The organism is Subdoligranulum sp. APC924/74 (assembly GCF_003324125.1).
Classification (GTDB): domain Bacteria; phylum Bacillota; class Clostridia; order Oscillospirales; family Ruminococcaceae; genus Gemmiger; species Gemmiger qucibialis.
The window spans coordinates 1-23,948 of sequence record NZ_PSQF01000009.1; the positions used below are offsets into that span (position 1 = coordinate 1).

The window sequence follows — 23,948 nt, forward strand, 5'->3', positions numbered from 1 at the left end:
TTTTGGCAACGCAGATGCCGTGCCGCAGCCGCCGGAGCGGTGCTTAAGCCGTAAGGCGGGAATTGTGCGGTGTTGCCTTAGGCATTTTCGGAGATTCCGAAAGAGATTTCGCTTTCGGCCCCCCAAAAAATCGTCACCCCAGCGCCACATCCAGCACCATCATCACGCTGAAGCCTACCGCAAAAAACATCGTGCCAACGTTTGAGTGCTGTCCCTGCGACATTTCCGGGATCAGTTCCTCCACCACCACATACAGCATGGCTCCGGCAGCAAAGCTGAGCAGATAGGGCAAAGCAGGCACCACGATGCCTGCTGCCAGAATCGTCAGCACTGCCCCAATGGGCTCTACGATGCCAGATAGTACTCCGTCCCAGAACGCCCGGCGTTTTGGCATTCCTTCTGCCCGCAGGGGCATGGAAATGATGGCCCCCTCTGGGAAGTTCTGGATGGCGATCCCAAGGGAAAGTGCCAACGCTCCGGCTGCAGTGATCTGAGCAGTCCCGGCAAGATAGCCAGCATAGACCACCCCCACTGCCATGCCCTCCGGGATGTTGTGCAGCGTCACTGCCAGAACCATCATCGTGGTGCGTTGGAGTTGGCTTTTTGGCCCTTCGGCCTGCAAACTATTCTGGTGCAGATGCGGAATAAGATGATCCAGCAGCAGCAAAAACAGGATGCCCAGCCAGAAGCCCACCGCTGCAGGGAAAAACGCCAGCCTGCCCAGATCTGCAGCCTGCTCCATGGCCGGGATCAGCAGACTCCATACCGATGCCGCCACCATCACTCCGGCTGCAAAGCCGGTGAGGGCACGCTGGATGCCATCGCTCAAAGACTTTTTCAAAAAGAACACACAGCCCGCCCCAAGACTTGTGCCCAGAAAAGGAATCAAGATTCCCCAAAACGCATCTTGCATGATATAGTACCTCCCTGTGGTTAAGTGCGGCTAACCGCATAAAAAGTATACTGCTCTCCGGCAAAAAGGTCAAGTGCTTTGCGGCATACGATTCAGCCGGTAGATGTTGATGCTGTTCACCAACAGCGTATTGCCTTGCGGCCAATCATCGCCATCGAACGAGAACGGACGCTATACCGCGAAATCCGTGTTGATGATACGGCAATCTCGCTTGCGGAAAAAATCGTAGATACAGAAATCGAGAATGTTTACAGCACCCCTAAACAGCAGAACATTTCCCAAAGCCATAACGAAAAATTCCGATAAAAGGCCAGCGGCGGCTTTCGCAAAGAAAGCCGCCGCTGTTGTCAAAATGGATACTCTTAGAATTTTCCGCCGGAACTGCCGCCGAAGCCGTCGCTGTCGGTACTCGAGCCGCTCGAGCTGCTCGAGCTGTCGTTCTTGACGGGGTCGTACGTTTCGGTCTCGGTGGTGTGGGTGTAGGTGTCCTCCACCACGGACAGCGCCAGACCCTCGGCGGGCATGTAGGCGTTGGCATGGGTCTGCTCGTTGGCAGTTTTCATCTGCACATAGAAGATGCCGCAGACAATACACGCTACAGCCAGCGGAATGACAAACACAAACACCCACTTGATCCAACCCTTGGCGGGGTCGTTGCCGCTGTCCAGCGGTGCACCCTTTTCGGCATAGAAATCAAGCGTGTCCGCGCACATTTCTATGTAGGTTTCGGAGGCCTTATAATACGTTCCGTCCGAGAGCATCGGCACGATCTTATCCTCGATCTGTGCAATGCGGTAATCGGTAAAGGCCGTGACACCGCCGCCGTAGGTGATCGTGACATAATCGCGGGAATCCAGCGCAATCAGGAACAGGATACCGCTTTTGCCCTCGCCGTAGCCAAGGTCATAGTCGCGGTACCAATCCTTGGCAAACTCGCGCACGTTCTGCCCGCCGATGTCAGGCACCGTCAGCAGGTAGACGTTGACACCGTGTCCGGCACTGGCGTCCTGCGCCTTTTGTTCCAATTCAGCGGTCGCTTCGGGTTTGAACAGCTCGTAGGTGTCCATCACCAACGGCATTTCGGCAAACGCCGGTACGGCGCAGAGCAAGCACAGCACCAGTGCCGTAAGCAGAGAAAACAGTTTCTTTTTCATACTCTGTTTCCCCCTTTCAAAGCAGGAATGCAAGCAGGATCATCAGCGGAACACTGATGCCCGCGAACCAGGCGGCCACCTTTCGCTTATCAACCGGCAGGTCGCCGACCAGCTTGCCGGTCTGCCCGTTCATGGCGAACAGATAGTCCTTGCCCTGCCACTTGGTGTGCAGCATCCAGACGGGCAGCAGCGCGTAGTGCTTGGCGGTGTAATCAATGCTGATGTTCTCGCTCCGGGTGCTTACGCTGCTGTAGCCGGTAATGCTGGCCGAAAGCTCACTGCTGACCGAATTCTGCATACGGCTGTGGGCGCGGGCCTGGCAGGTGTCGGCGTCCTCGTCATATTTGTCTGCCATATAGCCCGGCAGGTACGCGGTCGAGAAGGGCTGGAACGCGCGGTAGTCATACGGCTCAATGGCGTCCATGTGGCCGTTGGGCATCTTGGTCGAGCCATCCACAGGTACGCCCATAAACTGCGTGGTGCCCGCGCGGCGGACATCATAGTGCTTGGTCGTGGTGATGACGTAATCGCCGTTGCGGTGGCGGGAGCTGGTCGTGGCTTCATATAGGCCCGAGCCGGAGGCGTTGGCATCGAACAGCCAGAACGGGACATACACGCCCTTGATCTCCTCGATATGATTCTGCGAAGAGAAGGCATTGGGCAGGAATCTCTTCCCGCGATAGTATTTTTTCAGTGCGGCCTTGGCGGCGTTCTTATCCAGCACAAACGGCAGGACAAGCTCAGGCCGCTGCATGCCGCTGAACTGCCCCGCGATGACCGTTGGATTGCCGCAGTACGGGCAGCTTGTCGCGGCGGTCGTCTCGTCACAGATCAGCTCTGCGCCGCAGGACGGGCAGGAATAGCTGCGCAGTCCGGCGGCCTCGTTTTCGCTCCAGACGGAGTCTGGCGGCGGTGCTTGTTTATTCTGTGCCGCGGTTTCGGCAGCGGCTTCTTTTTCAGCATAGAGCGCTTCGATCTCAGCAGTATCGTAGCTGCTGCCGCAGAAGTCACACACCAGCTTTCCGCTGGCACCGTCAAAGTGAAGCGGACCGGTACAGGCAGGGCATTGGTAGTTGGTAAGCTGCGTTGCCATTATGCGTCACCTCTCTTTCCTTCGGTTTGCAGCTGCCCTGCCAGATCTTCAAAAAAATCACGCAGGGTGCTGCGCGTATTGCCATCGGCATCCAGATAACGGTAGATGATCTCGCCATCCGGGGCCTTGTAAATCAGGCAAACGCTATCTAACGTTTCATCGGTGATGAATAAGCCGGGAGAATTTTTCTTTTCGTCTGGCAGGCTTTCCAGCCCCAGCTTTTCTGCCAGAGCCAGGGCTTCTTGCCAATGGGTGTCCTCAACAGGGATGTTTTCCAGCTCCACCCATTCATCATCCTTGTAATTGCAGCTGAAAAGGCAGCCGTCAACCGGGTCATTTCTTATGCTGAATCCATAGGTGTCGTCATAGCACATACCGGAATAACTGATGCTGATACCGGTCAGTGTGCCGGGCGGCGCTTTTTTACAGCCGGACATTGTCAGAAAAGCGGCTGCGGCGCAAAGCACCGCAGCGATTTTTTTGTGCATCACTGGCCAAACGGCTTACCGCACTCCGGGCAGAACTTGGGCGGATGGGCCGGGTCATCCGGGGTCCAGCCGCACTGGCTGCACTTGGCGGGAGCCGGGGCGGGCTTGGGGCTGCCGCAGTTGCAGCAGAACTTACCGGTGTTGGAAGTGCCGCAGCTGCATACCCAGCTGGCGGCTGCGGGAGCCGGGGCAGGCTTGGGGCTGCCGCAGTTTGCGCAGAATTTGCCGGTGTTGCCGGTCTGGCCGCAGCTGCAGGTCCAGCCTGCGGGGGCAGAGGCCGGGGCCGGGGCGGGCTGTGCGGCGGCCTGCTGCTGGGCACCCATCTGGTACAGGTTCTGGGCGTTCATACCGCCCGCCGCACCGGCCATATTCATGCCCATAAAGGCCATGGCGGGGCCTGCGCCCTGATTACCGGCCGCGGTCTGCATGGCACTGGCCTGTGCGCCGACAAGATGCGCAGCGGCGCGGGTCGGGTCCATAAAGGCTGCGTTGCGCTGCATTTCCTTGAGCATCTGCTCGTCTTCCTCGCTGGCCTTCACGCTGGAAACGCCGAAGGATACGATCTCGATGCCGCGCAGCTTGCCCCACTTGGCGCTCAGCACATCGTTGAGGGCCTCGGCAAGCTCCATCGTGTGGCCAGGCAGTGCGGAATAGCGGATGCCCATATCGCTGATCTTGGCAAAGGCGGGCTGCAGGGCGGTCATCAGCTCGGATTTCAGCTGCCCGTCGATCTCATCGCGGGTGTAGCCTTCCTCCACATTGCCGCAGACATTGGTGTAGAACAAAATGGGGTTGGTGATGCGGTAGCTGTACTCGCCGAAGCAGCGGATGGCAATGTCGATGTCGATGCCGGCGCGCTGATCCACCACGCGGAAGGGCACCGGGCTGGGCGTGCCGTATTTGTTGCCCACCAGCTCCTTGGTGTTGAAGTAATAGATGCGCTGATCCATCGGGGCCTCGCCGCCGAAGGTAAAGCGCTTGCCGATGTTCTGGAACACTGCGCCGATGGACTCGGACAAATCGCCGCTGAACAGCGTCGGCGCGCTGCCGGTATCGTAGGTGTACTCACCCGGCTCGGCGCACATATCCACGACCTTGCCCTGCTCCACGATCATGGCACACTGGCCGTCGGCAACGGCCACGATGGAGCCGTTGGAGATAATGTTGTCATTGCCTTTGGTGTTGGCGCTGCGTCCGCTCTGGCGTTTCCAGCCGCGGGTAGCCAACAGGTCAGCTGGCATGGCTTCACAATAAAAGTATTCCTTCCACTGGTCGGCCATAACGCCGCCAGCAGCGCCCATTGCAGCTCTGATAAGTCCCATAATGATCCTCCTATATCAGGGGCGGGCAGGGCCCGCCCCATTTTGTACAGATAAATCAGTTCGTTATTTGTTGGCCAAGGCGGCCTTGTACTCCTCATAGCGGGGCGGCAGCTCTTCGAGCTCCTCGTTCCACTCGGTGCCGTCCAGCCTCATGTAGAAGCTGACCGCACAGGCCGTACCGTCGTCGCCCTCGTAGTCATACATGAACAGCGAGATGCTGTCGTCATACGGGTACAGGTTGAACTTATACGCATCGCTCTCGGTTATGTTCTGGTCAAGCACCCAGTCGTAGCCGTCCAGGATAGGCTCGATATGGTCATCATAGACATTGACCCACATCGTGATGACTGGGTCATCGGGCATACCGTCACGGTAAACCTCAAAGTAGTGGCTGCCGTCATCGCTCTCACCGATGTAGCCCCAGCAATCGTAGGTGTCGGTGTCAAAGTAATCACGGTTCGGTACATTCTTGTAGTTTTCCATCCGGAACCAGCCGTACCAGTTGGTGTTGCCCAAATCATCGTAGGTGTTGCCGTCGTCGTAGGTGTAGGGCGGGTCAGGCTCATCCGGGCCGTCGATCCAGCCGTCGCCGTCATATTCGTCCTCGCCGCCGTCCAGCAAGGCGGGGTCGATTTCAGGCTTCGTGTCGCTGCGCTTAAAGACCATGGTCATACCGTCAAACTCAATGGTCAGCAGGTCACCCTCACGGGTGTAGGTCATGGCCGGGGTGTTGGGGTCGGTCAGCGCGTAGAAGCTGCCGTCCTTCCATTGGAAGGTGACAAAATCCTCCATGTAGGTTTCGCCGGTGCTGTCCGCGCGCAGCTCAATGTAGAAGTCCTCCATATCGACGAGGGCAAGCTCCTCCTTGGAGAGGGTGTACTCGCTGTCGGAGGCGGATTCCAGCACATAGATGCCCACATCGGTATCGCTGCCTGCGGTGGTGCCCTGGGTCATGTTGTCACCGTCCAGAGGCTGCTGCATGGTGCTGCCGGACTTGACGAAGTAGAGCGTCACGCCCTGTCCCTGCACATCGTTCAGGGTCAGGATTTCGTCTTGCAGGGTGCCGGTGCAGCTCAGGCCGCCGCAATCCAGCTGGAAGACCCCGCTGTTCAGCGTCCACTTGCCGTAGGACTTGGTGCCGTCCACCGTTACAACGCACTTGCCCTTATCATTCAGGTCCATCAGGAACCCGCTGCCGAAGGCATCCTCGACCTGCGTCACGGAGCCGCCGATCTCGGCGTAGGCTGCTTCCCAGGTGCCCTGATTCGGGTCACCGGCGTTCGGCTTGCCGGTGCGGATAGAGCCGCTAATCATTGTTACGATGATCATAAGCAGGAATATCACCGGGATGGCGATCAGGATCATCCGCTTGGGGGACATTGGTGCGCGGGGGCGCTTGGGCTTGCCGCCGGGGGCCACATTGCCGTAAGGGTTGCCGCCCGTGCCGCCGGGTGGCGGCGGCGTGACAGGCGGTGCGGACGCGGACGGGGGCGTTTCCCCGGCGTAAAGCGGTGCGCCTGCGCCGGTCTGCGGCGGTGTGCCGGGCGCATTGCCTGCGTAAGGATTCGCTGCGTTCGTCCGGGGCTGCGGGGCGGCAGGTGCGCTGCCTGCATAGGGATTGCCGCCGCTTGCCTGCGGCTGCGGGGGCGTCTGTGCAGGCTGTGGGGGCGGCGGTGCAGCCTGGGTCGGCTGAACCGGGGGCGGGGGCACAGCTGCGGGCTGTGCGGCGGGCTGTGCGGCAGGCTGCGGTACGGATACTTTTGCACCGCAATTCTCGCAGAATTTAGTACCGGGCTTTAACTCGGCACCACATTGCGTACAGGTTGCCATAGTGTCTGCCTCCTTTACAAGATAATCGTTTCAGATTTTTTTATTCGTTTGTCATTTCAAACCAAACGGATTCGTCCTTTGGCAGGTTCAGCAGGGATTCCCCGCCGATATGCCTTACGTAAAAGCCGCCGTAATCGGTGGGCATCATGGCCACGGTTTCGCGCTGTGCGCGCCCTAGATCCATGCGGTACAGCGAAATGCTGCAGATCCAACCGCGGTGATCCATACCAAGGTAGGTGATGCCGCTGTCCCATGTGGCGGGCTCTCGGTTTTCGTTTCGGTATTCGCCGATGTAGAAGTTCGGCTGATCCTCGCAAATTTCAAACCAGGTACCGGTGTAGTCACTTACATACGAGCCGATCAGGCTGGAAAGTTCCATCGGGTCGGCATTGTGCATGGCCTCGACCAGGTTGAATTTTTCATTGTTGCGGGAGACAGCGTACACCGTTGTATACTCGGCCTCGAAATCCGCATCGTAAGCGGTGCCGATCTCAAACTTGACGATCTCGTTGACGCCGTACAGCGGGCCGCCGTTGGCCATGGTGCCGCACTGTGCGCCGCTGATGACGTCGATGTACTCGACATTGCCGTCCTCGGTCAGCAGGAACACATAGGGGGCATAATCCTGGCCGACACTGGTCATGAGCATCTTTACATAGTTGCCGTAGCAGCCGTTTACCGTAAACTCGGTTTGGTCGCCCAGCTCGTACCATTCCTTCATGTCTTGGTAGGTAACTGCGCCGTCGGAGCTTACATAGTCGGTCAGGGCGCGCACCGTTACCTTGCCGGTGGCGGTCACATCGCAGGTAAACCATTCGTCCTGGCCGTGCAGCACCTGGCCGCTGGCCTGCCGCTTGTTGGGGTCAACCTGAACATCTGTCCAGTACATTCCCGACCCGGCGGGGGTGTACATCGGTACGGTCACGACAAAACCGTTTGAAAAATGGGGAAATATGGAGTAGTAGGTAAATACACTGTCAAGCTCGCTCAGGCTTTGCGCGCGCATCTTGTACAGCATGGCGGTATATTCGGGGTCATAGCCGCCGAAATGGACATCGAAATGCTGTGCTGTGGCGCGCTGCAGCGCGTTCAAGGTCTTTGCGCTGTCGGTGTAGCCCATGTATTCCAGCAAATCCAGATTGGTAAGTTCCTGCCCTGTGGCAAAGTTGTAATGGTAGCTGCCCACATCGTCGTTGAACATCCTGTCGGAGCTGGTGATTTGCAGGTGTAGCTTTGCAAAAAAACAAAAAACAGATTGAGAATAGAACAGAAAAATAAAGCGTTTTAATTTTTACCCTATAAATGCAAAAACGGTGATTAAGGCATGATTAAATTTGCCTTAATCACCGTTTTTTGTCCCTACTTGCGTTTGCGGTTTCCGTGGTCTTCCACAATGAGGTTTTTGCCCGTGCGGCGCACCCTGTTGGGCTCATACTCCAGCAAATCGTTCAAATCGCAGTCCAAGGCTTCGCAGATGCGATCCATTTGCTCATAGGTTATACCTTCTGCGTAGTCATTGCAAATGTGTCCGATTGTGTTAGGGCGGATGCCGGTTTCACGGGAAAGTCTGGCTTGCGACCAATGCTTTTCCCCTAGCAAGCGGGAAAGATGATTGCGGATCATCTTATCGCCCCTACAGGCAATCGTATCACTTTCTGGGAAAATGTCCTCTAGAACGATACATTCTACCGATTTTCGTTAGGCATTTCCCTGCGATTTTGTATAATTGCTGATAAGCACCTCATGGAATTCGCCTGTGGAAACACTGGGCAGATTGTTCCGCCGCACCAGCGGCGTGATTTCGCAGTCTTCGTATAACTTACGGACAGCTTCGCAATCATTATATGAAAGCAAAAAGCGCCCGCGAATATTATGTAAAACTCGTGCCAAACGCTCATGGTCAGCGGTGCTGAATGCTGCTTGGTAGTACTTTTCCGTCCCCATATAGGGCGGGTCGCAATAAAATAGAGCGTTTGGGCGGTCGTAGGTGCGAATCAGCTGCTCGAAGTCCAGATGCTCAATTATAACCTTTCGCAGCCGCTCTTGTACGGGCGCAAAAGATGCAGAAATGTTGCCTGCAATCTTAGGCGCAGTCGCAAAAGTACGGCGGTCGCAGCCAAAGCTCATCTTGATTAGGTAGAGACTGCGCGCCGCGCGCTGGATGTCTGTCAGGCCTCTGCAGTCGGTTTGCGCGGCGCTGTCAAAGAACACCTCGCGGGAGTCCGGCAGCAGGGCAAGCTCCGCCGCGACGGCCTCCGGGTGGTATTTAATGCAGCGGTAAATGTTGATTAGACTGCCGTCGGCATCGTTAAATACCTCCATTTGCCTAGTCGGGTCTTTGCCAAACAGCACCCATCCTGCACCTCCGAAGACCTCAATGTAACGGCCAACGTCATCTGGAAATGCCGCCAAAATTTCGCTGCGCAAAGCGCGTTTTCCGCCAATCCATCCGATAAAACTGTTCATGTGCAATCAACCTTTCTGGGGCGATAGGATGATTCGCACAAGAGTATTATTTGTCTGTGGCAATGGTTTGCAGGCGCTTAACAAAATCCGCAATGTAGTTCGAGCCGCGGGACGCGAGGATGCCTGTCAGAATCATGCCAAGCCATGGGACAGCAAACGATACGCCCAATGCATCGTAAACATCCGCACCCGCCGCCATGCACAACGCGCAGCTGATAATCAGCGCTGCCAACTGCGTGGCGGCGGTCTTGCGGTCACCGTCCAGCGCAGCCTTCCCGATGCTCTTTCCAAGCTCAACAAGTCCCTCAACAGTGATGGCCATAACAATAGATAGTGCAATCATACTCATAAAAATCTCCTTATTCTGTCACATACTCCGCTAGGTAAAGTCCCCGGTCAGTCAGCTCCAACGCGGCGCACTTGCGCATAATGAGCCATGCGTCGCCGCTCGACACAGGCCCAATGGTCAAGATCTGCATGATCTGCCCGCCGATCCGCTCGGCCTTGTACAGCCCTGCTTCCACCAGCCCAAGCCCCTGCGCCAGCTTGTACAGCGTCAGTGCATCGCCGCTGGATACGGGGCCAATGGTCAGCTTTTGCAGCGGCAGCGCGTTTGGCTTCGTGTCGGCATCCGGTTCGGCAGTCTTGTGGCCTTGCAGCCCAGCCTGGATCATGATCTGCTCATAGTCCTTGTAGACCTTATTGCAATCCAGATGGCTGCCAAACCCCGGCACGCCCAGCGCGTTGGCGCTGCTGTACTGCCACATTCCATGTGGCAGGGGGCAGGTGCAGGCTGAACCGTACTGCGCGGGCCAGCAGTCGAAGCAGGTCAAAGCCTGCCAGTCCAGGCGATTGCGGATGAAGTCAGTCGAGGCATACAGGATGCCGTAGTAGCCCGCATCCTGCACCTCGCCCAGGAACGCTTCCACCAGCGCGGTGCGCTGCGCGTTGGTCAGGCGCAGGATGCACGGCTCATACTCAATGTCATAGGCCACCGGCAGGCACAGATGCTTGCCCTGGATTGCGGCCAGGCAGCAGCGTGCTTCCTGCCGTGCTTCCGCCGGTGTGCTGGCATAACTGTACCAGTACACGCCGTACTGGATGCCCAGCCGTTCGCACTCTGCACTGTTGCGCTCAAACTGCGGGTCAACCTGGTTCTTGTACCGCCCGTACCCCGCGCGCAGCATCGCGTGCGTCACGCCCGCATTTTTGACCGCTTCCCAGTTGATTTTTCCCTGGTGCTTACTGACGTCGATCGCGTTGTAAATTACATCCATGGCGATTCCTTTCTTTTTTTTGCAAAACAAAAGGCCCTCCGCCCCGGTCGGGGGGGGGCGGAGAAGCCGCGAAACGATTTTGTGAGTTGTCCTTATATCCAGCGGTAATGGGGCTTGTCCTCGCCGTAGAGTTGCCAGCGCAGCCAGTCATCCAGCAAGATGGCGGCAGCGGACACGACGATCCACGCGGCGGAAAACGGCAGGCAGATCTGCCCCATCAGGTTGAACGGCATATCTGTGTAGTCCCACACGCCCAGCCCAAGCCAGAGGTTGAGCACGCACCCGGCGGCGAACTCGGCAGCCGTGACCATTGCCGCACCAAGCAGGCATTGCCCCCAGAACGGCATTTCCCACGGCAGCCACTCGTTCAGGCCGCCAAGCAAAAGAAAAAGGACGCCGCCCAAAATGGGCATCGTCCAGTGTACGGGGAGCGTCCCCGCAAAGTATCTCCAGTGCAGCTCGATCTCAAAATAGGCTATCGCGCCGACGGCAAACAGCGCCGCGTGCTTACTCAGCCGCCACATCCGCTGTCTCCTGCTGTGCCAGCAGCGCCCGCAGCACGTCCGTTCGGTATGCTTCCGGGATGTCCATGCCGTAGGTCACGCCGCGCAGCTCGGTCACGGTCTCCAGCGCCAAAATGTAGCCGCGCAGGGCGTTGAAATAGCTTTCCTGGTACAGCTTCCACCGGGTTGCGGCATCCGCAATCCGGCCAAAGTCTGCGGCGGAATAGTAAGAACATTCCTCGCCGTCGGCGTGGTATGGGACGCTATCGGCCCCAGAGGCCACACGCCCCTGCAAGCTCAATAAATTCAACTGGTCTTCCAGCGTCAAAGAAAAATGCTTCGTTTCTCCGCCGGTCAGCGTCACGTCCACGCCGCCCACAATGGCTGCGTTGCAGGTCGCCGACATCTGTGCCACGGTCTCGGTGCGCACGTCCTCCACGCTCTGCGCTTTGGTTCCGGGCGTGTACTCCCACCACGCTTCAAAATCCGCTGCAATATCCTCTGCGCTCACGGTGCCGGGCACGCGAATTTGGCGTTCCTCGCACTGCCAGCAGGTGGCGACGTCGCCGTTTTCGCCAGTTGTTTCCGATTCGGCGATGCTTTTTCGCAGAATTACATCGGTCTCGCTGCCCAGCGGGAAAACTTCTATTTCGGTAGGCCTTTCGGTGTATTGTTCAGCCATTATGCTGCCTCCAATCTCAGCTTGTGCAGTTGCTTGCCCCGCCAGGAGGCGGAGCGCTTGGCTGCTTTTATCAGTTTGTATACGTTATATTTGGTGCAAAAGCCCCGGCTGTCGCTGTGCTTGATTTCGCCCCACTGGCTCAAAATCCGTTGGGCGCGCCACCATGGCACATAGCCCAGGGTGTCCAGGTTCCGTTGGGCGCGCAGAATTGCCCGCCGCAGCCGTACAAAATTGCGGCCCCGGATAATGGTATAGGTGCGGCGCACCACATACCCCATCATATCCAGCCCAGGGGTCCTCTGGCGGCTACCCTTGCGGCGGCGGTTCCGCTGCTGGCGCTCCTGTACAAACGATGCAAAATGCACGATTTGCCAGGCGCTCTTGATGGTCAGCCCCAAGGTTTCTTTGGCCCAGCGCGTGGTGTCCCGCATCACCTTTTCCAAGTTGGATATGCGGCCATATACCGTGATGTCATCCGCATAGCAGGTGATGGCCAGCACCATCTTCAGGCTTTTGTCGCGGCGCACCTTGCGGTGGCTCAGGATGTAGCGCAAAACATAGCTCATCACATAATTAAACAGCCAGCAGGGCAGGTAGCCACCGATCAGTAGCACCCCATCTGGGTAGTTCGCCATGATGGCCTCCACCAGCCACAGCAGCACCTTGTTTTTGCCAATGTCCCGGCGCAGCAGGGTCATAACGCACTCCACCGTGGTGGAGGGGTACGCCTTTCGCACATCACACTTGGCAGCATCGGTTTTGTGATGCAATGCCCGGCGCAGAATACGTTCGTTTTGCCGCTTGCCCTTGATTTGGCCCTTGCCCGGCAGGCTGCCATACTGGATGGGCAGCAGCTTGGCCCGGAACAGCGGGTCCAACGCACCCTTGGCAATGTACTCAAATACCTGTTGCTTGGGGCTTTCCTCGCAAATATCCCGCAGCTTGCCATTTTCCCGCAGCTGGAACTGCCGTACAGGCTCAAAGTGTACATCTCGCGCCAGAATATCTGCCTGGGCCTGCTCGGCCACCGCGTCAATGGCATCCAGCGTTTTGCTGCAGCTTTGGTCCTGTATTTCCTGCTTCAGTTCTGCTTTTGTGATTTTCCCGGTTGAAATCAATAGTTTTTGGAATCTTCCTTTTGACCTTTTTCCAATAAAGCACAGATGCACTTGCTGCCGGATAAACTCCAAATCCTCAACATTTACATCTGCCGGTTTACAGTAGGTCTTCACCAGTTTCACCTCTTGGTTTGTGTCTTCGGTGGCGTTCGCCACAGCTACTAGCCTCCGCTGGTTTCAGCACAATTTTCCCGATAGGGGCGGAATATACGGCGCAATATATATTTTCGGTGCAAGGGGCACTTTGCCCCCAAACTAAGCCAGGCGAGCCAGCAGACCCGTTCCAGTTACTGTTACCTGTTGAATTGTTAGAATTGCGCGCGGGCAACCCCGCATTACCATTGTTATTAAGGTTGCAGCAGGCCCACGCGGCACGGACCCCACTCCCACCCCAATAGCAGAAGGTGAAAACAGCAACTAACTCAAGAAAGCTGACGAATACGCCGTACATCCCACAGGAATTATACCATATTCCTGATGCTTGAAAAAACCCAAAATCAAAAATCTATAAACGGCTGCCGCTTCGCGGCAGCCGTTGGGGCCGTTCCACAGTGGGTGCGTGCCTGATTTGTCTGGGTGACAATGGGGCTTGCGCCCCCTCTTGCCCCGGCTGCGCCGGAACAATTCACCCCTGTGTCACCCAGCCAAACCAGGCGAGCCAGCAGACCCGTACCAGTAACTGTACCTGCCGAAAAGTTAGAATTGCGCGCGGGCAACCCCGCACTACCATAGTTATCAAGGTAGCAGCAGGCCCACGCGGCACGGACCCCACTCGTTGCCAGACCAACGTAGAAGCCAGCCTTACACCCGGTACCGCTACCGGCTACCGTGCTAACGGTATCCGGCCACAGAACTGCTTTATCCTCTGCCACTGCCGTATCCTCAATGTACTGCCAGCCGCTGCTGCTCCCAGCGGGGAACACCAGCGTCAAATCCTCTTGCTTGGTGTAATCGCTGGTAATGCTGCTGCCGTTCACCTTGCTTTGGTCGTGGCAGGTGTAGCAATCAAAGGTGTAGTTGCCATCCGCATCCGTGCCCCACTGCCACAGCTCATCACTAATAATTAGGTATGCGCCAATTTGGAACTCGGTGCGCTGTATCAGCCCCGGTTCTTTTCCTGTGGTGGGGCTGTACCGGCTGCCGTCATAGCCCTGCACCGTATCGTTCCAACCGCTCCAGTACGGCATAGTGGAGATGTAGGTGTCGGTGGTTATGTCAAATGGCGTCTCTGTGTCCAGGTTTACAGCTTTATAAGCAGTGCCATCTACCGTTACATCTGTGATACTCTTAATGCGCACGTTTTTGGCCAGCTTGTACATACTGGCTGTACCGCGATCGGCACTGGTGCCCGTCCCGGTATCGCCCACAATGACGCTGCTGCCGACAAAGAGATTTTTCGCCTGCGTGGCGGTCAGCAGCACGCGGGTTACACCGGTCTCAGCTGCGGCAGCCTTATACTGGTAATTGTACGCCGTGCAGCCTTCAATCGTGCCGGAGTTGCCCTTGCGCGCGTACTTCAGCCGGATCATGGCAAGCTGCCACTTGATCAGGTTGCCGCTCGCGCCGCTGTACTGCGACCCGCGGGCGCGCCATTTGGCGACGTCTGTGTTATGGCTGCTGTAATTGAGCGGCGGCAAGCCCGTGCCGCAGGTGACGTTACCGTCGGCATCCAGCCCCGCTGCATAGGCCGGGTTGCCGATGTAGGCGTGGACTTTGCCCGTGCGGTCAGTGCCCTGCGGCCATGTGTCATAGCCTGTGGCGGGGCGGCATTGCATTTTGAAGTAGCGGTAACCATCCTCGTTCCACTCGCGGGTGTATGTATTTTTTTGCAGCGCCCAGCACAGGTGTGTGCCGCCGCGTACCTCGTCATAGCTGTCGATAAACTCGACGGCATAGATGGTGTGGCTGCCGTCTGCGGCCTTCTCGGCGGCCACAAGGACGCTCCAAAACTGCGGCAGGTGCGCAAAGTCGTCCTGTTCTGCTGTTGTCTCGGTGCTTGGGGTACAGGTAAGCCTCGCGCTGTCGTCCGTCAGCTCGCCGATGGCCGTCTCGCTTGTGGGAAATAGTGGAAACTTCACGCCGTGCACGCGGTCATCGTCCAGCACAGTGCCGAACCAGCGCTCTAAAAGTTCGTTGCGGGTGGTGGTGCCTTCCGTCCAGTTGGCCCGCCACCACTGTACAAACAGGCCGTTCACTTCGGCCACTGTGCTGGCGTTGTTCACCAGCGCGTTGTACATTTGGTCGATGGCTGCTGTGCTGCCGCTGGCCAGCACGCTGGCTTTGTGGACGGCCACAAGCTCCGCCTGCATCTTTTGCATCGTGCTGTCCCGCACTAAGTCAACTACTTGCGTTGACATGGTTTTGCCCTCCTTAGTCTGTGTCTGTTGTATAGATCATGGATAAATGACCGTCGCTTTTGTCCACTGCCCAGCCGATGTTTACCAGCCCGGCATAGCCCGCCGCTTCCAGCGCACTTGCGGCTGCTGCCTTCATGCTAGCCGCTGCCTCGTCCGCGCTGGCCTTGGCGTTGGCCTCGCTCGTCGCGGCGGCGGTTTTGCTGTCGGCTGCGGTGGTAGCGCTGCCTGCGGCAGAGTTCGCGCTGCTCGCCGCCGCGCTGGCGCTCTTGGCCGCAGCATCGGCACTGGTTTTGGCGTTGCTCTCACTTGTGGCCGCTGCCGTTTTACTGGTGGCCGCGGCGCTGGCGCTGTTAGCCGCCTCCGCTTTACTGGCAGAGGCTGCGTCCGCGCTGGATTTCGCGCTTTTTTCGCTGTCGGCGGCAGCTGAGGCTGACGCTGCCGCCGCCTCGGCGCTTTTGGCGCTGGCATCCGCGTTGGTTTTGGCGTTGGTCTCACTGACCGCGGCATTGGACTCACTGGCCGCTGCCGCCGCTTGGCTGGCAGCACTGGCAGCGGCGCTTTCTGCCGCTGCGGACTCGCTACCAGCTGCAGCGCTTGCACTTTTGGCAGCGGCCTCGGCACTGCTCTGTGCGTTATCCTTTGCGGCGTCCGCCTCGCCTTCGGCAGCCTCGGACGCCTGCTGGCTTTTTTGCGCGGCAGCCTCGGACGCTTTGGCCGCCTGTTGGCTGTCCGCCGCCATCTCGGCACTCTTGGCCGCAGCATCGGCGCTGGCACTTGCGTTGCCCTCGCTGGTCGCCGCTGCCGTTTTGCTGGCAGAGGCCGCATCCGCGTTTTCGGCCGCCGCGCTGGCGCTCTTGGCTGCCGCGTCCGCACTTTGGGCCGCGACCTGCGCGTTGCTGCCGGTCTGCGTCAAGAGCTGCTCCAGCAGGCTTGGCGTGGCGGTACTCTCAGTGCCGCCGGTCGGTGCGTGGTCGCGCACCGTGTAGCGCACATCCGCGCTGATAATTTTTTCGTTGTCGGCTAAGCCCTCAAACACAACTCGGCCCGTCTGCGTTGGCCGGTTCGTCGCTTCCGGCGGCACGGTCAGCAGGCCGTCCGTACCCAGCGCCACGCGAATGCCAGGCGTGTCCCAGTGGTCGGGAGGATAGGTCGGCCAAAAGGTCGCCGTCACCAAAGTACAAACATCCCACGGCTCGGCTAAAGTTACCTGGATGGTTTCATGCCCATAGCTGCCCCAGGTGCCAAGGGCGATTTTTCCGGTCGCACTCTGCCCGCTTTCAGACGCGGCCTGCGCGTCATAGCCAGACAGGGTGATCTGCCAGATGGATGCCATGGAGTTCACCTCTTTCTCGTTACGTCATCAGTCGGCGCGCTTTCGGTCTGGTCGCCCTTGCTCCGCGCCTGCGTCATCCGCGCGATTGCGAGGTTAGCCTGTGCCGTCGCGTCCTGTTTCTTCGGCTCTTCGTCCGCGTCCTGCTGCATCTGCGCGCGCACGGCCTGCAAAATGTTTTCCAGCACCAGCTCGTCCACTGCCAGGCTGAACCCGTACCGGTTGAACGTGCCCTCCACGTCCCTCCGCAGGTCATGCACGCGCTTGTCAATGCTCTTCATCTCAGCTCTCCAAATGCGCCGCCGCGTCGGTGCGGATGGTGGCGATCGCCGTCAGCACGTCCTCGTCCAGTACAACGTAGTTCTTGCGGTTGTTGGTGCTCACAATGTTGCCGTCTGCGTCCAGCACGCTGTAAGAGAGCGTCACCCGCTCCCCCTCGCCGGTCGTCAGCACGCTAAAGCCTGTGATTTTGTTCATGGTCAAATCTCCTTTCAACTCGCTTCTTCTATCGTCAGTGGCAAACTCACCGCCGCTTCTGTTTCCGCCGCGTCCAGCAGGGCCGCGCCCCGGTTCTCCTCCTCCGGGTACTTGGCATCGCTCACGTCGGCGTACACGCCCTCAAAGCCGCGCTGTACGCCCCAGCACACCCAGTCAAAGCACTGTCCCGCCGGGCCGTGAACGATTGCGCCAAAGGCCGTTTTTTCTGCCCACAGCGCGGCGCTTGCGCCCGTCGGGGTCAGCGCCCAGCGCAAATCCTGCGTTTCGCTCACGGTCTCGCGGTAGCGCGGTTCGGTTGCGATGTAACAAAGGCCGGTTTCATCACACTCGCCGCTGCCCGCATCGCAGAACATCGGCTCCGGGCTTTCCACCGCGTTGATGGCCAGGTTTCCAAAATCGGTGCGTACAATGCGGTTCTTGGCGTCCCACGCGCTCAGGGAACGGCACTGGATGCCCTGGTTCACCTCCAGTTTTCCGCTGCACCCCACGCTGTTGTCCACCTGCTCGATCGTGATGCCCTGAAAGCTGCTGTCGTGCCACCATCCGTATTTCTGGTAGCGGGTGTCCGCGCAGAAAATGGTGGTGTCGCCCTCCGTCGTGGTTTTCAGCCCGTTCTGGATCACCCCCTGCGACATCCCGCTGCTGGTGGCGGTGCCCCCGTACCACTGGATGCCGCTCTTGTCGATGTACACCCGGTTCCCGTCGCTGGTGCCCATCCGTATCCAGGCGTTGTCCAGGTCGTACACCGTGGTGTAGTTGAGATTGTGTATCTGGCCGGTGGTAATGTTTCCGCCGTTGATGATCGTCTTGTCCTGGTTCCAGGTACTCAAATCCGAAAATGTCACCACGCCGGATAGGTTGATCTGTGTGCTGGTGATCTCTGTTCCGCCCGCCGTCAGCTTGATGGTGCTGGAAGTGCCGCTGGTGGAAGCCGTTAGCTTAATTTCGCTCACCGTCTGTTTGATCTCGGTCTTGGTTTCGGCGGTGGTCAGATAGTCCCCGGTGCTGGCCGTCCAGGCAGTGGGTGCATTGCCCATCTGCACCATGGGGTGCATGATGGTCAGGTCATTGGTAACGGTGGCGTTATCGTTCGCGGTACTCACAAACAGGCCGTCAGCATATCCATCGGCAGTAGCCGTAAAGGCTGCCCAGCGCAGCTTCCAGCCATTATCCAGCGCAATGTCCTGCTGGGCCTGCTTGAACGCGGAGCCGTAATAGCTTTTTGTGCCGCTGCTGCTCTTGGTCTCGAACTGCAAAAACAGGCTGTCGGTGCCGGAGTTGAGCTTGTACAGCACCGATGCGCAGTAGGTCATGCCCTTGGCAATCACCAGCGTTTTGTCCGCCCCAAAGTGGAAGCGGGTGTTCCGGGCCTTGTTCGTCACATGGACGGATTCGCCGCTGATCGTGTATGTTCCTTTTTTGCTCAGGTCGTTGCCGCCTGCATCCATGGACGCATTGTTCCAGTTATCCGTTTCGGTAATAATGTTGTTTCCGCCTGTGATCCGCTGGGTCACGGTCTGGGTGATGCTGTCGGCTTTCTGGTCAATCGCGGATACCGATTTTTTGACCGTCTTGAACTCCTGTTTCGTGCTGTCAAGGTCATCCGAAATGGTCGTGGTGGTTTGTTCCAGACTGCTGACTTTGGTGCTGATGCCGTCCGCCTTTTGGCTGATGTTGGAGACATCTTCTTTCAGGCTCTCCACCGTTGCTGTGGTGGCATAATCCTGCAGCTTGCTGTCAACGGCATCATTGGCAGCGCTGGTGGCGGTTTCCTTCACGTTGGCCGTTACCGTTTCGGTCACTGACTTTGTGACCTCGGTTTTGATCTCGTCAGCGGTCTGCGAAAACAGGCTTTTGGCGCTTTCCTGCGTCAGGTAGTCGCCGCTGCTGGCGTTCCACGCGGTCGGCGCGTTGCCGTATTGCAGCATGGGGTGCAGCAGCTCAAGCTTATTGGTGCAGTTGTCATTGCTGTCAAACTCGACAGTTTCTAGAATGCCCGTATAGTTATGGCGGGGCGTCCATGTACCATACCGCAGCACCCAGCCGTCCGTCTGCTCAATTTCGAGCTGGTCAGCGGTTTTTATGGAGGCAATGTAATTTTGTCCGTTATCGCCCTTGAACGCAATGCCCATCCGCAGCGCATCAGTGCCGGAAATGAGTTTGTACATGACGGACATGCATATAGTGACGCCCTCGGTGATATGAGCGCCAACGGTGTTGAACTTGAACCCGCGGCATGTGTTCGCATTGGTGATTGTTGCACTGCCATCGTCGCCATACACAACGCTGCTGTCAATGCCAACATAGGTGGCATTTTTGAAGCTCTCGCTGCCCAGGATCAGGTTCCCACCGCCGGTGATTTTGGTGTCTTTTTTCACCTCCGCCGAAAGCCCGTCCACCGTCTGTTTCAGCTCGCTGTAATTGCCGGAAAGCTCACTCGCGGTCACGGTCAGGCCGTCCACGCTGGTCTTGATCTCCAGCATTTTGCCGGTCAGGTTCTTGTAGCTCTGGCTGTTCACCGCGCTGGAACTTTCCCGGCTGGCGCTGCCCACGCTCTCAAAGCTGGCTTTGCCGGAGGAGATTGTGGCGCTCATCAGGTAGGTATCAAACTCCCGCCCGCGTGCGTCCTTAACGTGTACGATCTGCCCGCAGGCAAGGCCGGAACCACTGGGCACGGCCACTTTGCACGGGGTATAGGTCACGCTTTTCAGCACGTTGTACAGGTTTTGGGCAACGGTTTTCAGGTTGGCTTCGGTGCCGGTTGTCAGCAGCAGGTTGCCCTGCACTGCATAGGTGTTGGTGGCAGTGGTGCTGTCGGGGTAAATCACGCCCACGTCACTGTCCGACTGCCGGATCTGGACTTTCTCAATGGCCTTGACCGCGTAGTCCTCGTAGCTCAGGCTGTCAGCATAATAGGCGGTGCTGTTGCTGACGCCGTCCGGGGTGATTTTAGCCGTGCTGCGCTTGTCTGTGTAGGTCAAGAATTGCAGCTTGCCGTCTGCATTCATGTGGGCATAGCAGCCAGCTGCTTCCGCCGCCCAGGAGATGATTTGGCGGCAGGTCAGGTCGTCTGCGTAGAACGCCTGCACGCTGTGGCTACCGTTGATGGGCAGGCTGATGCCGGCAAGCGTGACCCCTGCCCGCTGGCAGGCCAGCTGAACCAGCTGCCAGATGGTCTTGGGGAACTGCGCCTGATTGGCCCGCAGCCAGCCGGAAAAGTCCGCATCCAGCTTGGACATGGTGTCATAGGCCGTGACCTTGTAGCTGTTGCGCTTGGTGCGGGTGGGCTTTTCGGCGTAGAAAATGCCCACCTTGGTGCGGTTCCCGGCATCGTCCAGCCGGTAGTAGGTCAGGACGTCTCCGGCAGTAATTTGCAGGCTGCCGCCTGGGTCCGCCCAGATTTCGGCCTCGATGTAGTCTGAATAAGCAGAGCCAATGGCGAATTCTTGCCCGGCGTTTACCGCAGTGTGCAGCGTCAGGTTTTCGACCGCACTGCCCGCCTGGCCGCCGCGCAGTTCCGTACCGCTTGGGAGAGTGAGAATTGGTTGGAGCAAATATACACCTCCTTTGGTTTTAGTTAGGAGGTAGGAGTGAGGAGTTAGGAGTTCATGGTGTGCGCGTGCGCCCGTCGCTTTGCGGTAAATCCTGTTATGGCATCTACCGCAAAGCCCCGGAACGGTCGAGACCGTTCCCTACAGAGCTGGACCCTAGGCTCGTTTTAACTCCTACCTCCTAACTCTCAATCAGCATTCAATAATGTTAAATTTAAGGTTTTTCCACTGTTTCGTCTTGGCATTATGCCAGGCGATACCGTATTTGCTGCAGTAGCAGGTGGTGGTTTCGGTCTCGGTGGAAGATCCGGCTTTTGGGTGGGTGAACTGGAAGGTCGCCTTGCCTGCAAACAGCCCGATGGTGTACTTGTATTCATCATCCGTCAGGCAGCTGTAGGCGATGGGCCAGGTAGCCACTTTTTCCCGCACCACTTCGCGGTGCATGTACCCGGCTTCGTCGCGGCCGGAATCGCTGGAATCTAGGTCAGAATAGCTCGGTTCAATGTCGCAGTCCGGTGCGTACAGGGATTTGCCATCGATCTGGAACAGATTAGTCAGGGTCACGTTACACACCTCCTGTTGCAATGGCCTGTTTGCGCTGCCAGCGCTGTACGGCGCGGCCTACGTCCTCGTCGGTCAGTTCAATGCCGTACACGGCGGAGAGGATCTCCCGCAGCACGGAAACCACGGCCTCAAAGCCCGCCATCTGGCCCGCCTGCAGGTCCTCCATGACCTCGGCCACAGCCTGCTTGATGGTGTCCAGCGGGGCTTCCACGTTGGTGCCGTGGCTCTGATCGCCCAGCACGGCCAGAAACTCCCGGTTGGCCGGGATGACCGCGCCCTGCGCCAGATACGGAATTTGCGGGGCCGTGACGGTGCCGATGTTGAACCCGAACGACGAGATGCCGGTCAGGTCCGTCACCCAGGACGGCGCATCGAAGGACAGGCTGTTCAGGCCGTTTATCACGGTGTTCAGACCAGATACAATGGCGGAAATCATTCCGTTCACAAAGCCGATAATGTTGTTGATCGCGCCCCGGATGCGGTCGCTGATGACATCCCAAATATCGCTTACGGCGTCCTGAACCACTTGCCAGGCGGCCTCCCAATCGCCCTCGAACACGTTGCGCATAAAGTCGATCACGGCCTGCAGGCAAATCAGGCCAATGTCCAGCACGTCGGCCACAATACCGATGGCGTTGGTCACGATGCCGGCAACGGAATTGAACACCTGCGTAAACACCGGGCCGAAGGTGCTTAACAGCCAGTTGGCCAGCGGGTCGATCACATTGTCCCACAGGGCCTTGATGACCGTAGCGATTGCGTTGATCGCGTCGCCGCCCACGGCGATCAGGTCACTGAACAGCGGGGACAGGTGAGTGTTCCACAGCTCAGTCAGGCTGGTGACCAAACTTGCCAGGATTGGGTCAATGACCTCCGTCCAAAGCCGCTGAATAATGTCGCACACATCCTGCACGACTTCACAGAACGCGGTAAAAATCGGGGAGATGTACGTTGTCCAGGTTTCGTTCCAGGCAGTTGCAAGGTCAAGCCATATCTGCTTTACAAGGTCAAGCGCCGGGATAATCCATGTGTTGATAGAATCCGTCAGCATATTGGCCAGCGCGCTTAGGATCGCCGTGCCCGATGTGATCACGGTGCTTACCACGTCGCCGACTACGGGCGCGAGAAGCAGGCTCAACCCGTTTACAAATCCGGGTACAAAATCAAAGACAAAATAGTCCAGCAGCGGAGCCAGCCCGTTTTGCCACAGGTTGGTGAACGACGCCTCCAGCTGCGGCAGCGCTGCCTCTGCGGCGGCTTTGATTTGTTCCCACGCTGCGCTCCACGCCGCTGCGGACGGGGCCAGCGCGTTGGTGAAACGCTGCCATGCGGCCTTGATGCTGTCGATAGCACCCGTGATGCCGCTTACGTCGCCGACCTCGGACAGCGCACCGAACGTGGCGTCTGCGCCGCTTCCACTGCCACCGCTGCTGCTGTTGTCTTTCTCGTCAAGCCGCTCGATTTCATCAAACCCGGCAAGGCTCTTGGCGGCTTTGTCGGTCTGCTTGGCCATACCGCTGGCCGCGGTGCCGACGCTGGTCATCTTCTTGGCTGTTGCCTGCATGCCCGAAAGGCTTTTGCCGGTCAGCAGGCTGATGAGCTTTGCCAGGTAGGCAAACGCCTTGGCGGCAAGGTTCATCACATAGGTCAGCGCGCTGCCCAGTGCATTGACCAGTGGGGCGGCCGCGGTCGCGGCGGCACCCTTTAGGCGGGCAAGTGCCGTGCCGAAACCGTCCGTCTTGGCGACAGCGCTGCCCAGGGCGGAGGTCAATGACCGCAGGGCCGAAGAAATGACGTTGAAGATCAGTGCGCTGAACACGATGCTTTTCAGCCGTTTGGCAAAAACGCCAAAAGCGGAGCTTGCCCGCTTGGCACTGTCACTGGCACCGCCAGTGCTGCTGGCATTTCCCGCCTCTTGGCCTGCCTCCGCCGCGGCGTGCTTTTTGGCAGCCTCCGCAGCGGCTTCCTGCGCTGCAATCTCCTTTTTGGTCGCGGCCACGACTTTTTCGGCGTGATGCGTGGCGGTTTCCGGGCCATAGGCTTTTTCCTGCGCCGCTGCAATTTTGGCGTACTGCTTTTCGATGTCGGCAGCCTGCTTGTTGAAATACTGCTGCATCGCGTCGTCGCCCGCCTGCATTGTCTGGGCGCGCTGCAAGGTTTCAGCTTGGTTCGCTGCGGCGGCCTGCTCCTGCTCCATCCGGCGCGCCAGTTCCGCATGGCGCTGGGTCATTCCCTCCAGCGACTGCCGCTGGCTTTCAAACTCGGCAGTAATTTTGGCCGCTGTGCTGTTTTGCTGCTCCAGCTTGGCTTCCAGCTCCGCAATTTTGGCGTCAGCCTGCGTAAGCTGTTCCGTCAAATCGCTCCTTTTCAGCAGCGCGGTGTCGCTCGGCAGCTGCCCTTTGTCGTGAGCGGCGTGGATCTCACTGTTTACTTTTTCAAGCGCGTAGGCGGCCTTGTCGGCATTGGCGTACGTTTTTTCCAGCTCGGCGGCAGTTTGCTCAGCCTCGGTTTTTGCCTTGCCAAGGCTTTCCGCCAACTTCCCGCGGGTGTTCTCGGCGGCAACGATGGTTTTCTCCAATGCCTTGATCTGCGCGGCAGTGTCTCCCGCCTGCGTCATGATTTTGGCCAGTTCCTGGGTCAGCGGCTTCAGAGCATCGCCCAAACCGCTGGCTTTTCTGCCGTCAAAGGTCTTTTCGATGGATCGCCCCAGCTTGTCCATTGTCTTTTGCAGGTCGTTGCCGCTTTTTACGACCTGCACCGTGTTCAGGCTGGTGTCTATGGACACTTTCGGCATAAACGGCT

Annotated in this window: 22 protein-coding genes; 1 reads left to right on the plus strand and 21 read right to left on the minus strand. The window is 58.2% G+C overall.

Annotated features, from left to right (window positions below; genetic code table 11):
* Nucleotides 1-133 precede the first annotated feature (133 nt).
* Nucleotides 134-916: a ZIP family metal transporter gene (locus C4885_RS04315; protein ID WP_113999183.1), complete on the minus strand. Its 783-nt coding sequence runs from the start codon at nucleotides 914-916 to the stop codon at nucleotides 134-136.
* Nucleotides 917-991: 75 nt separating this feature from the next.
* On the opposite strand from C4885_RS04315, the gene C4885_RS16260 reads away from it, so the two are divergent.
* Entirely contained in the window at nucleotides 992-1,219 is a 228-nt protein-coding gene (locus tag C4885_RS16260) for a hypothetical protein (RefSeq protein ID WP_147237745.1), read from the plus strand.
* Nucleotides 1,220-1,275: 56 nt separating this feature from the next.
* On the opposite strand, the gene C4885_RS04325 is transcribed toward C4885_RS16260, so the two are convergent.
* From C4885_RS04325 to C4885_RS04420, 20 genes are all read right to left on the minus strand, one after another.
* Nucleotides 1,276-2,067 (minus strand): TPM domain-containing protein, encoded by a 792-nt coding sequence (locus C4885_RS04325; protein ID WP_113999185.1) that lies wholly within the window; start codon nucleotides 2,065-2,067, stop codon nucleotides 1,276-1,278.
* Between the two features lie 16 nt (nucleotides 2,068-2,083).
* Nucleotides 2,084-3,160, minus strand: coding sequence for a Trm112 family protein (locus C4885_RS04330; RefSeq protein ID WP_113999186.1), 1,077 nt, complete (start codon nucleotides 3,158-3,160; stop codon nucleotides 2,084-2,086).
* Complete coding sequence (locus tag C4885_RS04335; RefSeq protein ID WP_147237747.1) at nucleotides 3,160-3,651, minus strand: hypothetical protein; 492 nt, start codon at nucleotides 3,649-3,651, stop codon at nucleotides 3,160-3,162. Before C4885_RS04335 ends, C4885_RS04330 begins: the two co-directional genes overlap by 1 nt.
* The gene (locus tag C4885_RS04340) at nucleotides 3,648-4,970 is read right to left on the minus strand and encodes an SPFH domain-containing protein (RefSeq protein WP_113999188.1); all 1,323 of its coding nucleotides are present in this window, start codon (nucleotides 4,968-4,970) and stop codon (nucleotides 3,648-3,650) included. Before C4885_RS04340 ends, C4885_RS04335 begins: the two co-directional genes overlap by 4 nt.
* Nucleotides 4,971-5,033: 63 nt before the next feature.
* A complete protein-coding gene (locus tag C4885_RS04345; protein ID WP_113999189.1) occupies nucleotides 5,034-6,800 on the minus strand; it encodes a zinc ribbon domain-containing protein in 1,767 nt (588 codons plus the stop codon).
* A 40-nt stretch (nucleotides 6,801-6,840) separates the two neighbouring features.
* Entirely contained in the window at nucleotides 6,841-8,001 is a 1,161-nt protein-coding gene (locus C4885_RS04350) for a hypothetical protein (RefSeq protein ID WP_113999190.1), read from the minus strand.
* A 158-nt stretch (nucleotides 8,002-8,159) separates the two neighbouring features.
* A complete protein-coding gene (locus tag C4885_RS04355) occupies nucleotides 8,160-8,423 on the minus strand; it encodes a helix-turn-helix transcriptional regulator (RefSeq protein WP_113999191.1) in 264 nt (87 codons plus the stop codon).
* 75 nt (nucleotides 8,424-8,498) lie between these two features.
* Nucleotides 8,499-9,266, minus strand: coding sequence for a DNA adenine methylase (locus C4885_RS04360; protein ID WP_113999192.1), 768 nt, complete (start codon nucleotides 9,264-9,266; stop codon nucleotides 8,499-8,501).
* 46 nt (nucleotides 9,267-9,312) lie between these two features.
* The gene (locus C4885_RS04365; RefSeq protein ID WP_113999193.1) at nucleotides 9,313-9,615 is read right to left on the minus strand and encodes a hypothetical protein; all 303 of its coding nucleotides are present in this window, start codon (nucleotides 9,613-9,615) and stop codon (nucleotides 9,313-9,315) included.
* Between the two features lie 10 nt (nucleotides 9,616-9,625).
* Nucleotides 9,626-10,543 (minus strand): glycoside hydrolase family 25 protein, encoded by a 918-nt coding sequence (locus C4885_RS04370; protein WP_113999194.1) that lies wholly within the window; start codon nucleotides 10,541-10,543, stop codon nucleotides 9,626-9,628.
* A 92-nt stretch (nucleotides 10,544-10,635) separates the two neighbouring features.
* On the minus strand, nucleotides 10,636-11,067 hold the full coding sequence (locus C4885_RS04375) for a hypothetical protein (protein ID WP_113999195.1): 432 nt from the start codon (nucleotides 11,065-11,067) through the stop codon (nucleotides 10,636-10,638).
* On the minus strand, nucleotides 11,051-11,728 hold the full coding sequence (locus C4885_RS04380) for a hypothetical protein (protein ID WP_113999196.1): 678 nt from the start codon (nucleotides 11,726-11,728) through the stop codon (nucleotides 11,051-11,053). The genes C4885_RS04375 and C4885_RS04380 overlap by 17 nt, the downstream gene beginning before the upstream one ends.
* Nucleotides 11,728-12,846: a Reverse transcriptase (RNA-dependent DNA polymerase) gene (locus tag C4885_RS04385; RefSeq protein ID WP_242979487.1), complete on the minus strand. Its 1,119-nt coding sequence runs from the start codon at nucleotides 12,844-12,846 to the stop codon at nucleotides 11,728-11,730. The genes C4885_RS04380 and C4885_RS04385 overlap by 1 nt, the downstream gene beginning before the upstream one ends.
* Nucleotides 12,847-13,343: 497 nt before the next feature.
* On the minus strand, nucleotides 13,344-15,203 hold the full coding sequence (locus C4885_RS04390) for a hypothetical protein (protein ID WP_242979488.1): 1,860 nt from the start codon (nucleotides 15,201-15,203) through the stop codon (nucleotides 13,344-13,346).
* A 13-nt stretch (nucleotides 15,204-15,216) separates the two neighbouring features.
* Nucleotides 15,217-16,536, minus strand: coding sequence for a hypothetical protein (locus C4885_RS04395; RefSeq protein ID WP_113999197.1), 1,320 nt, complete (start codon nucleotides 16,534-16,536; stop codon nucleotides 15,217-15,219).
* A gap of 5 nt (nucleotides 16,537-16,541) precedes the next feature.
* Nucleotides 16,542-16,814 (minus strand): hypothetical protein, encoded by a 273-nt coding sequence (locus C4885_RS04400; RefSeq protein WP_113999198.1) that lies wholly within the window; start codon nucleotides 16,812-16,814, stop codon nucleotides 16,542-16,544.
* Between the two features lies 1 nt (nucleotide 16,815).
* Nucleotides 16,816-17,010, minus strand: a complete 195-nt coding sequence (locus C4885_RS04405) for a hypothetical protein (protein ID WP_113999199.1) — start codon at nucleotides 17,008-17,010, stop codon at nucleotides 16,816-16,818.
* A 14-nt stretch (nucleotides 17,011-17,024) separates the two neighbouring features.
* Nucleotides 17,025-20,585, minus strand: a complete 3,561-nt coding sequence (locus tag C4885_RS04410; protein WP_113999200.1) for a hypothetical protein — start codon at nucleotides 20,583-20,585, stop codon at nucleotides 17,025-17,027.
* Between the two features lie 189 nt (nucleotides 20,586-20,774).
* Nucleotides 20,775-21,146, minus strand: coding sequence for a hypothetical protein (locus tag C4885_RS04415; protein ID WP_113999201.1), 372 nt, complete (start codon nucleotides 21,144-21,146; stop codon nucleotides 20,775-20,777).
* Nucleotide 21,147: 1 nt separating this feature from the next.
* Complete coding sequence (locus C4885_RS04420) at nucleotides 21,148-23,940, minus strand: hypothetical protein (protein ID WP_113999202.1); 2,793 nt, start codon at nucleotides 23,938-23,940, stop codon at nucleotides 21,148-21,150.
* Nucleotides 23,941-23,948 lie beyond the last annotated feature (8 nt).

Coding starts and splice junctions, on each gene's coding strand:
- C4885_RS04325 (WP_113999185.1), bottom strand. CDS start 2,067: ATGAAAAAGAAACTGTTTTCTCTGCTTACGGCACTGGTGCTGTGCTTG.
- C4885_RS04330 (WP_113999186.1), bottom strand. CDS start 3,160: ATGGCAACGCAGCTTACCAACTACCAATGCCCTGCCTGTACCGGTCCG.
- C4885_RS04340 (WP_113999188.1), bottom strand. CDS start 4,970: ATGGGACTTATCAGAGCTGCAATGGGCGCTGCTGGCGGCGTTATGGCC.
- C4885_RS04345 (WP_113999189.1), bottom strand. CDS start 6,800: ATGGCAACCTGTACGCAATGTGGTGCCGAGTTAAAGCCCGGTACTAAA.
- C4885_RS04350 (WP_113999190.1), bottom strand. CDS start 8,001: ATGTTCAACGACGATGTGGGCAGCTACCATTACAACTTTGCCACAGGG.
- C4885_RS04355 (WP_113999191.1), bottom strand. CDS start 8,423: ATGATCCGCAATCATCTTTCCCGCTTGCTAGGGGAAAAGCATTGGTCG.
- C4885_RS04360 (WP_113999192.1), bottom strand. CDS start 9,266: ATGAACAGTTTTATCGGATGGATTGGCGGAAAACGCGCTTTGCGCAGC.
- C4885_RS04365 (WP_113999193.1), bottom strand. CDS start 9,615: ATGAGTATGATTGCACTATCTATTGTTATGGCCATCACTGTTGAGGGA.
- C4885_RS04370 (WP_113999194.1), bottom strand. CDS start 10,543: ATGGATGTAATTTACAACGCGATCGACGTCAGTAAGCACCAGGGAAAA.
- C4885_RS04375 (WP_113999195.1), bottom strand. CDS start 11,067: ATGTGGCGGCTGAGTAAGCACGCGGCGCTGTTTGCCGTCGGCGCGATA.
- C4885_RS04380 (WP_113999196.1), bottom strand. CDS start 11,728: ATGGCTGAACAATACACCGAAAGGCCTACCGAAATAGAAGTTTTCCCG.
- C4885_RS04390 (WP_242979488.1), bottom strand. CDS start 15,203: ATGTCAACGCAAGTAGTTGACTTAGTGCGGGACAGCACGATGCAAAAG.
- C4885_RS04395 (WP_113999197.1), bottom strand. CDS start 16,536: ATGGCATCCATCTGGCAGATCACCCTGTCTGGCTATGACGCGCAGGCC.
- C4885_RS04400 (WP_113999198.1), bottom strand. CDS start 16,814: ATGAAGAGCATTGACAAGCGCGTGCATGACCTGCGGAGGGACGTGGAG.
- C4885_RS04405 (WP_113999199.1), bottom strand. CDS start 17,010: ATGAACAAAATCACAGGCTTTAGCGTGCTGACGACCGGCGAGGGGGAG.
- C4885_RS04420 (WP_113999202.1), bottom strand. CDS start 23,940: ATGCCGAAAGTGTCCATAGACACCAGCCTGAACACGGTGCAGGTCGTA.